Raw genomic sequence first — 11,113 nt, forward strand, 5'->3', positions numbered from 1 at the left:
CCTCTCACAACAAACCCACCACCCGCCCCGTCTATGCCACCCCGGCCCCCCCCAGACTCTGTTGCCCCCGCCCCCCCCCCCCAAAAACGGAGTGAAAGGGCCAGGCGGCCACCTCATCCGTTCAGGTCAAGTGCTTGATGACGGCCCGGCCGGCGCGCAGCAGTGCCTCGTCGTCTTCGACGCTGTGGAATATTCCGCCGCTTCGGCAGGTGAAGGTGAGTTCCGCGTGGATCCGGGGAAGGGCGGGCGCGGCAGCGCATGTCCAGCCCGCGCAGGGCTGGTGGGGGGTGCGGGGGGAGGAGCCCCCCGCTGGTAGGCGGGTCCAGCGCCGCCGGGCGCTGGCCACGGGTGCGGGGGCGGAGCACGCCGTGCCTGGCCATCCACTCGGCTGCAGTCCGCGGCGGTTCTGCCGTTGCCGCCCGGTCCCGGCCTGGTTGGCGGGGCAGGCGGGGGTCCCGGGAGAGGGAGACCGAAGGGGAGGGTCCGGACCGAGCCGGTTGCTGACATGACGACGGCCGGGCTCCTCCTCTGGAGTGCCCGGCCGTCGCTTGACCTGTGCTGATGCAGAGTGAGGTCACGACGGTGATCCAGGTCACCAAGATCGCCGATATGCCCTCATGCAGGCGCTACACGACGCTGATGCGGTAGCCGGAGTTGGGGCCCGGGTCGGCATCAAGTTCATTGACACCGAGGGATGTTGGGGTTCCGGTCGACGGTGTTCGCGTTGTTGTCGACGTATCCGGCGAACGTCCAACCCGGTGAGTACACGTAGTTCGAAGCGCCCGGGTACCAGACGTAGGTGACGCGGTACCAGGTGTCTCCCCAGTTGCCGATGCTCTCGCCGACCTGCCAGCAGTCGGCCCAGATCTCGGAGCCCGGGGGCAGATCCGCCGCGCCGGTCTTGCTCGAGGTGTTGGGGTTGTTGTAGATACCGACCCAGTTGCTGGTGGTTGTTCGGACCCAAGCGGAGGCAGCGGCGCTGTCTGCCCCCGAAATCACCACACCAGCGCTGATTGCCAAGGCCGCCGCGACTGTTCCGGTGCGGCGTCCCACCTTGATCCTCATACGTTGCTCCTCGGTGTCTGGCGCGAGTAGTGCGCTTCGCCGGCACGACGGCACCCGCCGCACCGGATTACCCGTCGTGGCCCGGCCGTTGGCCGGACCTGTCTCGTCATCGGAGACCGGAACCTGCAAGACGCCTGCTTCCGACGGGCCGTGCCCGATGGGGCACCCAGCGGAAGCGGTTGCCCAGAGGCTGTGGGCAGGCGTCTTCGAGCTGTCCTGGTACCGTGCCCGTCCCCGTGCCCCAGGTTGGCAGACCAACACCCGGATGAGGAAGGAGGAACCCCATGCGGAGCGGTAGAACGTCGCCCGCGACGGGATTGTCAGCCACGCGCACCGCGAATCGGCGGACTTGCACCTGAGACGGGTGAGATACCACCAGGTCCAGTGGGACCGGCCACGAACCCGCAGGACAACCGGTGGTCCCCGCGACGGAACGCCCCCGTTTTGCCAGAAGGGTTGAGACGAAGTGGAAGATCGGGAGCACGCAGGATCTGGCGAGTAGCAGGCCAGCGGGCCGAGCGCTCGTCCGGGGGTTGAGGAGCATTCGACCGGAAACCGGTGCCCGTACTCCTCTGTGACCGACCGCTGGAGACAATGCCCGCAGGGCCGGACCCGCGGTCGGGGGGTTCGGCCGTCCCGGTGTCGTGCGGGACGGCCGGCGCAGTCTCGCCGGGTCGAAGTCGAGGTCGAGGTCGAGGTCGAGAGGGAAGGGGGTGGTAAGGGCGGTGGTCTCGCCGACCCCGACTACCGTGTCGTGCGCAGTGTCTTGCAGGCCGACGCGATGGAGGCCGGGATGGTCAGGCCGAAAAGTCCCCGATGAACGCGTCCAGGCCCCTGGACAGGTCCAGTGGCTGTACTTCCGGTTCCCGCTCAGCCTCCGCGAGGTCGAGGGACTGATGCTCCAGCGCGGTGTCATCGTTTCCCACGAGACCGTGCGTCGGTGGTGCCTGAAGTTCGGGCAGGTGTACGCCGATGGCCTGCGCCGCCGACGACCCGCGGCCGGGGACAAATGGCATCTCGACGAGGTCTTCGTCGTTCAGCGGCATCTCCCCTCACTTCCGAACCCGACGACACCTGATGACCGCCGTCGGACACCGCCTCGAAATGACCCTCCGCTTCACCGTCTAGGACCAAATCACCGGCAGCATCGGCCTGCCCGCTGCAGCCTGAACCAGGACCCGGAACCCGACCCCACCACACCCTGGCGACCCGTCAGACCATCACCCGCCCGTCAACGTGACAACACCCGCGCTGGGATGCCTGTGGAGCGGAGGAAGCGTCATCGAACTGTGATGGTCGGCTGTTGGTGTTTCGGTGACCTGTTTTGGTTTGAATTGTCTGTCAGATCTGATTGGCCATCTTGGTCGTTTCGGCTTCGTGGTGTGGGGACTTGAGTGTAGGTCACAGGCCTGATGTCGGTTGAGGTGGGGCTTTGACGTGCTGGATCCCGGTCGATAGCGTCCGCTTGGCTTTCTCTTTGCCGGCGCGGGGGGCGGCTGGCGTCTCCCGGCTGGCGTTTTACCGGGAGTTTTGAATGCGTACTGTTAGAAGACTGGCTCTGCCTCTGGGCGTGGCGCTGGCGATACCGGTGGTGGCCGGTTCGATGCCGGTCGCGGCGACGGCCGCGGAGGCTTCGGCGCCGGTGGCGGTGGAGAACTTCGCCTACCCGGACGCCGCGAAGATCCTCGCCGAGCGGAACATCACGCTCAAGAGCGGCGACGGGCACATCGTGCTCGCAGACTGCACCGCGGGGCCGGGGCAGGTGCAGCTCTACAGCCGGGCGGCGAACCCGAGCGAGGTCTGCTTCAAGATCAACGGTCCGGCCGGGTACCTGGCGTTGGAGATTCCGAAGATCTACAACATCAAGGGCGACGACCACACGGTCAAGGCGACGGTCAGCACCGACGGCACCACCAGCACGATCGACCTGGCCAAGAACGTCTGGACGCCGGTCGGCGAGGGCGGCACCGCGGGTAGTGAGACGACGCTGCTGGAGCTCAACGCCACCGGCGGGCCGGCCGCGCCGGCCAACACCGACTTTCCGGCCGTCGGCACTGTGACGGCCGGGCAGGCCGGACGCGCGGATGCGCGTTCCTGCACGGCGACGCTCGTCGACCGCTACTGGGTGCTCACCGCCGCCGGCTGCATCGGCGGGGCGTCAGGCGCCCCGGCGGCCGACACCACCGCCACCGTCAGCGGCCACACCGCCACCGTCGCCGAACTGGTGACCCGCTCTGACCGTGACCTGGTGCTGGCCCGCCTGGCCACCCCGATCGACGGCGTCACCCCGGCGGCCCTGGCCACGGCTGCGCCCACGAGCGGGCAGAGCCTGCGGGTGGCCGGCTTCGGGCGCACCGCCACCGAGTGGGCGCCGCTGAAGCCCCACGCCGCCACCCACACCACCGGCACCGTCGCTGCCACCACCGTCGACACCACGCCGGCCGCCGGAAACGCGGCGGTCTGCCAGGGCGACGCCGGGGCGCCGCTGCTGCGCGACGCCAACGGCACGAGCGAGGTCGTCGCGGTGGCCTCCCGCTCCTGGCAGGGCGGCTGCCTGGGCACCCCCGCCACCGAGACCCGCACCGGAGCCACCTCCACCCGCGTCGACGACGTCGCCGGCTGGGTCCAGCAGGTCCGCGCCACCGCGCTCGGCTGGAAGACCCAGGCCCTCGTCAAGGGCGACACCGGCCTGTTCCAGGCCACCCGCCTCTACGACGGCACCTGGACGCCCTTCGAGGACGTCCAGGCCAAGGCCGGCAACATCGGCGGGGTCAAGGCCGTGTCCGCCGCCGGCATCAACGGTGACACCCACATCGTCGCGCTCGGCGGTGACGGACACCTGCACCACACCATCCACACCCTGGCCGGTGCCTGGGGAGGCTTCGGCGACCTCAACACCAACGTCGGCGACCTCGGCAGGATCACCCAGGTCTCCGTCTCCTCTACCGGCGCCAACCTCCAGGTCGTCGTCCTGGCCGACGGACAGATCTTCCACACGATCCGTTCCGCCGACGGCACCTGGGCCGGCTTCAGCCCCGTCTTCTCCGTCGCCGGGTCCCTCAACGGTGTCACCGCCGTCGCCGTCGCCGGCACCGGCAACGATCTGCAGGTCGCCGCCATCGCGAACGGCCGCGTCTACCACACCGCCCGCATCGGCTCGACCGGCGTGTGGGGCGCCTGGGGCGCGGTCGCCGACGCCGCCGGTGACACCGGTTCGGTCACCTCCGTCGCCATGGCCCGCCAGGGCAACGACATGAACCTGGTGGTCGTCACCGACACCGGCGCCCAGTACCACACCGTCCGCTTCTCCGACGGCACCTGGCAGCCCTTCGGCCCGCTCACCAGCGTGCTGGGGCAGGTCACCGCCACCTCGGTCAGCGCGGCCCCCGTCGACGGCGACGCCCAGTTCGCCTTCGTCACCAGCGACAACCGCGTCATCACCGTCGGCCGCCTCGCCGACCGCACCTGGAGCGCACCCACCGCCCTCAACCTCCAGGGCGTCAACGGCAACCACACCGGCACCGCCATCGCCGGCACCCTCTAAACGCAGCAACCGCCCGACAACTCCCGGTGGGGCCGCGGCCGGACTCCCCCGGCCTCACCGGCACACCGTCCCGCCTCGGGATCCCCGGGGCGCGGTCGGCGCCCGTCCAATCTCCGACTCCGGCCGGATCCGCTTGACCCAGCGGGTTGGTGACAGGCCGGGACGGACGGCCGACGCACGACCAATGACCACCTGCCGCCTCGCCTGCTCCAGGTGGGGCGGCAGGTCCTTGTGGTGCGGCGGTTCGAGCCCCACCACGTGTTCTCCGAACGTTTCCAGGGCCGTTGGCGCGATGACCTACGGCCGTGCAGCACTTCGGTGCCCGACAACAGAATGGATTGCGAATTCCGATGAGGGTGTCATTGACCCCACGGGCCACAAGGTCGCGCCTCGCGGCCGGGCTCGTGGTCGGAGGCCTGCTGACAGGCCTGCTCACCGTCCCGGCCGCGGCGGCGGACACGCCGCCGGCGACCGGGCCCAACCCCGACCGGGTCAGGACGGTTGCCGCCTGGCAGTCCGGCGGCCCTGCGGTGCGCCAGGCCGCTGAGAACGCGCTGACCGGCTCCGACGACGACCTGAAGAAGTTCCTGGCCACCGGCCAGACGGCAGCCACCGATCAGGACCTGCGGACGCAGATCGAGGAACTCGTCGCCAAGTCCGGCCCCGGCGTCCGCGAGGCCGGCACGGCCGCGCTCAAGGGATCCGCGGCTGACCTGCAGGCCTTCCTCGACAAGGGCGTCAAGAAGGCCTTCGAGGACGACCAGCGGGTCCTGCTGTCGCAGATCATGGCGGCCGGCGGCCCCGGTGTGAAGGACGCCGCGGGCAAGGCCATGGACGGCTCCCTCGCGGACGTAACGGCATTCCTCAACGAGGGCCAGTTCAAGGCCAGGAACGACGACGACCGCGTCCACCTCTCCCAGCTGATGGCCTCCGGCGGTTCGGAGGTGAAGAAGGCCGCCGGCGCCGCCCTGGACGGCACCATGGAAGACGTCCAGCTGTTCCTCCAGTACGGCTACCAGACGGCCGCCGCCCACGACCAGGAGACCCTGACGGTCTCCCAGCTCGCCGACCTGACGACCAACGCCTCCACCCAGGCAGGGCAGCAGGCCCAGACCGCCAAGGACGCGGCCGGCAAGGCCCTCGACGCCACCAAGCTGGCAAAGGAGGCCGCCGAGCGCGCCGCCGCCGAGACCAAGGCCGCCCAGGGCTCCGCCGGACAGGCGTCCAACGCCGCCGGCCGCGCCGCGGACGCGGCGAACCGGGCCGCGAACGCCGCCCAGACCGCCTCGAAGGCGGCGAAGGCCGCCAACGAGGCCTCCCGCCAGGCCGCCAACGCCGCGGCCGGTGCCGCGTCGGCCGCGACGAAGGCCGGCAACGCGGCGGCCAGGGCGCTGGCCGCCGCTGCCGGCGCCGCCGGTGACGCTGGCCAGGCGGACACGGCTCGCAATGCCGCCGTCACCGCCCGCAACGCGGCCGTCGACGCCCGCACCGCGGGTGAGGCCAGCGCGTGGGCCGGCCGGGCCGCATCACAGGCCGGACTCGCCGCGCTGGCCGCTGCCGCCTCGGGTGTCAACGCCCAGGCCGCCGCCGACGCCGCCGCAGAGGCCGCCGGCTACTCCGGTGAGGCCGGCGGCGCCGCCGACCGCGCCCGCCAGGCCGCCGCCCGCGCCAGGAGCGCGGCCGCCGAGGCCACCCGCGCGGCGAAGGCAACCCTCGCGATCGCGAACCAGGCCGCCGCAGCAGCCGGCGACGCCCAACGGGCCGCCAATTCCGCCGCCGCACACGCCGACGCGGCCGCGGCCGCCGCAGACGAAGCCGCCAACCACGCCGGCAACGCAGGGACCTGGGCCAACACCGCCCAAGCCGCTGCCACCGCCGCCAGCGCCGCCGCCGACTCCGCCGCGAACTCTGCCGAACAGGCCCACAAGATCGCCGACGTCGCCCGCGCCAGCGACACCGAGCGCCTCACCGCCCAGCAGGCCGCCGAGATGGCCGCCGCCGAGGAAGCCTCCCGCCAGGCCGACCAGAAGGCCAAGACCGCCGCCTGGGAATCCGGCAAGGCCACCCAACTCGCCGCCGACACCGAGCAGCTCATCAAGGACGCCACCGCCGCCGGCACCGACGCGAAGACCGCGGTGCTCAAGGGCCGCCAGGCAGCCCTGCGCCTGATGGCCTCCGCCGGCCCGTGGACCAAGGCCGCCGCCCAGAGCGCCCTGGAAGGCGACGACGACACCGTCCAGGCCTTCCTCACCACCGACCTGACCACCGCCCGCAACTACGACGACCGCACCAGCGCCCTCGCCATCGCCCAAGGCCCCGGCAAGCTCGAGCTGCGCCTGGCCGCGGAGACGGCCAGCGTCGGCACACCGGAGCAGGTCCGCGCGTTCCTGACCACCGGGCAGTATCCGGGCAAGGACGACGACGACCGCGTTCAGCTCTCCCAGATCATGGCCGCGGGCGGCCCGGGCGTGAAGGAGGCCGCCGGCAAGGCGCTCGACGGCACCATCGACGACGTCCGCGTGTTCCTGACCACCGGCCAGTACAAGGCTCGCCAGGACGACAACCGCGTCCTGGTCACCCAGGCGATGGCGACCGGCGGCCCCGAAGTCCAGGCAGCGGCCCAGGCCGTCATGTCCGGCCCCACCAACCGTCTCGAGCCGTTCCTGCAGAGCGGCCTGTTCAAGGCCCGCGAACGCGACGCGCTGACCGCCACCCACGTGGCCACCATCACCTCCTACCTCGCCACCATCGACGGCCAGGTCGCCCTCGCCCGCCAGCACGCGGCCGACGCCGCCCAGTCCTACGCCGACGCCCGCGGCGCCGCCGACGAAGCCGCCGGCTACGCCAACCAGGCCCGCACCAGCGCCAACACCGCCGCCGACTGGGCCGCCAAGGCCGCCGCCTCCGCCAAGCAGGCCCAGGCCTCCGCCCAGCAGGCCGCCCAGTACGCCAAGCAGGCCCAGGCCTCCGCCGCCTCCGCCACCGACGCCGCCAGCCGCGCCAGTGCCTCGGCCGCCGCGGCCGCCGGCTATGCGGCCAAGGCGAGCAAGTTCGCGGCCGACGCCAAGACGGCCGCCGACCAGGCGAAGGCCTCGGCAGCCGCTGCTGCCAAGAGCAGGGACGAAGCGTATGCGGCCGCCCGGGAGGCCGCGCAGCTGATCATGTCGAAGCAGCAGACGGAGGATGTCACCCGCCAGGCCGTCGTCTCCGGGACAGCCGGTACCAACGGAGACGAGAGCGCCTACTACGTCGAGGTCGTTGAACGGCCCGGCTTCCAGAAGAAGGTCATTGCCGACAACCTCGAGCGGTGCGATCACGGCACCATGGGGGTGACAGACAGACTCGTCTACGGCGACGGCAATTGGCACAAGAACGATGCGGGAGTGCTGGTCTGCGACGTCACGACCACTGCCCAGTTCACCGGCACCGTCGACTACCTCATGCGAACCTGCCCCGAGCCCGGCCTGACGGTCGAGCAGTGCAGGGGCAAGTACAGCGTCTGGGACACCATCGTGCTCAGCAGCACGACCCTGGACCGCAAGACGGTCACAGCTACCATCCAGGTGACTCGTGAACAGTTCTTCGCCAGTGGTGCTGCCCCGGTCTGCTTCCTCGAAGTCTGCTACAGCGGCGCCGGGGCCGGCTTCCTGGCCAACGTCCTGTACGGCGACGCCATCGAATGCATCAACCACCCCGGCGCCACGGCGGCCTGTGGATTCGCTCTCGCGAACCTTCTCCCCGCCGCCACCGTTCTCAAGGGTGCGAAGGCTATAGCGGCATTCCGCACCGCCACCGCCACCGGCATCGGCATCGCCGAAGCGACAGTCGCACTCGACGCCGCACTCGGGGCGACAAACCAGGCCCTCGTCAAGAGCCTCACCGCCACAGCCGGACTCGTTACCAAGTTCCGCCTCACCCTCAAGGATGGCGTCGGCACGGAGGACGCCCTTAACGCCCTACGTAAAGATCCAAATGTCTCCCCGCAAATGCTAAATGCATTTGCAGGCGAAGGTGCCTTCGAGGCAGGGGCCCGGTCCTGCCCTATTCCGCCAAAGCTTAATAGCTTCCCCGCCGGCACCAGGGTGCTCATGGGTGACGGGACCACCCGGCCTATCGAGACGATCCAAGTTGGCGACCTTGTTACCGCATCGGATCCGCTCACCGGTCGTACAGGTCCCCAAGTGGTGACCAACACCATCCGCACCCCCGACGACCGTGATTTTACCGAGATCACAGTCCGGCGGGGTGAGAGCGGCCCGGAGGTAGTCACCGCCACCGATCACCACCCGTTCTGGGTCGAATCGAGTCACGCTTGGACCGACGCGGCTGACATTCGCGTTGACGACGTCCTGCGTACCGACACCGGCGCTACCGTCCAGGTTGTCTCCATCCGGCACTGGACCGGCCTCGAGCCCGCCTACAACCTCACCGTCGACGATCTCCATACCTACTTCGTCCTCGCTGGCGAGACCCCGCTCCTTGTCCATAACGCCACATACGAGGAACTGTGCGCCGAGATCTTCCCCATCTTGAGGGATCTCGGGCGGCGCGATCTGCCAACCGACCGGACCAGGGGTCTGGCGCGGATCCCCTCGGGGAACGCCATGGTCCCCTGGGGCGACAAGGTCGTCAGCGGGCGGAGCGATGAATTCAAGCAGATCAGCGATTTCCTCATGGACCCGAAAAACGGAGCCCCCAGCCTCCCCCCGAATCACACCGTCTACCCAACGGCCGATCACGTGGAAACCAAGATCGCCTGGGATGCCGCCAAAGACAAGGCCGTCAAGTATATTGAGGTCGTCATCAACAAGGAGGAAGGGGTCTGTATGATCAACAAGACGTACTCCTGCGCCTCCTCGGCGGCAGCGATCCTGCGCACGGACCAGACGATGGTGATCCGGTGGTGGAATGCCGAGAAGCACATACTGGACGCGACTCCTCCGATTCAAGGGAAGAGAACCACACAATAATGATTCTCACAATTTCGTATGACTCTGAGCTTCGATATCCGGTCAGCCGACAGGAGAGCGATGACCTGATCACCGAGGCCATCCGTTTCATCAGCCCGCGCACGACAGCGGACGGACGGTCAGTCGCACGGCATGAGGCCTGGTTCTCGTTTACCGAACCGCAGGCCGAATATCCGAGTGCCAACCTGCGCGTTGCAGCCAACGAGACGACCGGCTTTGGCGCCGTCATCTGGTTCACCGATGGCCGCCCTCCTCGACGGGGTGGAATTTACGACGATGCCTGGATCTCCGACAACCCAACGCCGTCTCGCGTTGACTCCAGCCTGGTGTCCGACCCTGGATACCCACGCTTTCACGACCCGGCCAGCGCAATTCCACTCGGCCAGGTCAGAGCCGCTATCGAGGAATTCTGCCGTTCGGGCACGGGTGCGCGCCCCGAGTGCATCGCCTGGGTGACCGGCGACATCAACGGCCAGCGACACGACAAGCCACAGCTCGAAGAAATCGACGTAGAAGAGGATCGGGAACCTGTCCCGGTCAAGTACGACGACGGATCCCCCTGGGCCGTCTAGCTGCAGCCTGCTTCTCTGCTTGGGAAATCCGGCAGGCCGTGAGATAGCAGTGCGGGTCAGGCCGGCGCCAACCACGGCTCCGGCCTGACCTGTGTCTGCGACGGAGTCCAGTGGCCCCACCGGAACGGTGAGGGTCGGCGCCACCAGACGTTCGAAGGCGGGCCGCTTGCCGGGCTGGCCTACGGACATGGCCAGCAGGAACGGGCCCGTAGCGGACGAGGCATCCGGCGCAGCGACCGGAGCGACTCAGTGCCGGCCCAGGTTCGGGCCGTAGAAGCCAGCCGGGCCGACGGCCAGGCCCCTCGCCTGAGGTGCCTGGCCGTCTTGGTGTTCGTGGGGCTACCGGCGCAGTTTGGCCGGGTCGATGTCGAGGGGGAACGGGTCGGTGAGCTGGGTGGTCTCGCCGGTCTGGACGAGGCGGTCGGTGTAGGTGCCGCGGTCGAGGTGTCCGAGGTAGAGGCGGGGGGCGGGTTCGAGTTCGAGGCGCCAGTAGTGCGGGATGCCGGCCGCGGCGTACATCGCGGACTTGAGCACGGTGTCGGCCACGCGCGTGCACGGCGCGGTGACTTCGATCGCTATCAGGACGTCGCGGCCGTGAAGGGTGAGGTCGGCCGTGGCGGCCGCGTTGGCGTCGGCGACCACCAGGTCCGGGATCAGCAGCCCGTCCGGGACGACCAGGTTGATCGCCGTCAGGACTTCGAATGGGGCGGCGCGGGCCCCGATGGCGGCGTCCAGGAGTACGGCCAAGCGGGAGCCGGCGCGCTGGTGGGGAACATCGGGGTGAGGACTCAGCAGAAGGACACCTCCGAGGAGTTCGACCCGGTGGTGGGTGTCCTCGGGCAGATCCAGGACGTCGTCCACGGTCCACGGCCTGGGGAGAGGGGGGAGCAGAAAGAGAAAATCTCTCAGACCACTCCGGGCGGGCGCCGGACGGGTCTGGGGCGCGCAACCGCCCCCCGCTC

General features: G+C 69.6%; 5 protein-coding genes and 1 pseudogene. 4 read left to right on the forward strand and 2 right to left on the reverse strand.

Features of this window, described 5'->3' with window-relative positions; all coding sequences use genetic code 11:
- Nucleotides 1–678: 678 nt before the first annotated feature.
- Nucleotides 679–1,065 carry a hypothetical protein gene (locus ACFV6I_RS09660; RefSeq protein ID WP_159398741.1) on the reverse strand — a complete coding sequence of 129 codons (387 nt, stop codon included), beginning with the start codon at nt 1,063–1,065 and terminating at the stop codon, nt 679–681.
- An 851-nt stretch (nt 1,066–1,916) separates the two neighbouring features.
- Between ACFV6I_RS09660 and ACFV6I_RS09665 the strand changes: the two are divergent.
- The 4 genes and pseudogenes from ACFV6I_RS09665 to ACFV6I_RS09680 form a co-directional block, all read left to right on the forward strand.
- A pseudogene (locus ACFV6I_RS09665) lies at nt 1,917–2,099 on the forward strand (IS6 family transposase); the annotation flags it as partial.
- A 536-nt stretch (nt 2,100–2,635) separates the two neighbouring features.
- The gene (locus ACFV6I_RS09670; RefSeq protein ID WP_380424192.1) at nt 2,636–4,609 is read left to right on the forward strand and encodes a trypsin-like serine protease; all 1,974 of its coding nucleotides are present in this window, start codon (nt 2,636–2,638) and stop codon (nt 4,607–4,609) included.
- A gap of 305 nt (nt 4,610–4,914) precedes the next feature.
- Complete coding sequence (locus ACFV6I_RS09675; protein WP_380424194.1) at nt 4,915–9,579, forward strand: polymorphic toxin-type HINT domain-containing protein; 4,665 nt, start codon at nt 4,915–4,917, stop codon at nt 9,577–9,579.
- The gene (locus ACFV6I_RS09680) at nt 9,579–10,151 is read left to right on the forward strand and encodes an Imm1 family immunity protein (protein WP_380424196.1); all 573 of its coding nucleotides are present in this window, start codon (nt 9,579–9,581) and stop codon (nt 10,149–10,151) included. Before ACFV6I_RS09675 ends, ACFV6I_RS09680 begins: the two co-directional genes overlap by 1 nt.
- Before the next feature lie 339 nt (nt 10,152–10,490).
- On the opposite strand, the gene ACFV6I_RS09685 is transcribed toward ACFV6I_RS09680, so the two are convergent.
- A complete protein-coding gene (locus ACFV6I_RS09685; protein ID WP_380424198.1) occupies nt 10,491–11,012 on the reverse strand; it encodes a Uma2 family endonuclease in 522 nt (173 codons plus the stop codon).
- Between the last annotated feature and the right edge of the window lie 101 nt (nt 11,013–11,113).

The sequence above is a fragment of the Kitasatospora sp. NPDC059803 genome (assembly GCF_042732255.1).
In the GTDB taxonomy this organism is placed as follows: domain Bacteria; phylum Actinomycetota; class Actinomycetes; order Streptomycetales; family Streptomycetaceae; genus Kitasatospora.

Bases quoted from the DNA above. Each gene is read 5' to 3' on its own strand.
- ACFV6I_RS09660 (WP_159398741.1), bottom strand. From the start codon at position 1,065: ATGAGGATCAAGGTGGGACGCCGCACCGGAACAGTCGCGGCGGCCTTG.
- ACFV6I_RS09680 (WP_380424196.1), top strand. From the start codon at position 9,579: ATGATTCTCACAATTTCGTATGACTCTGAGCTTCGATATCCGGTCAGC.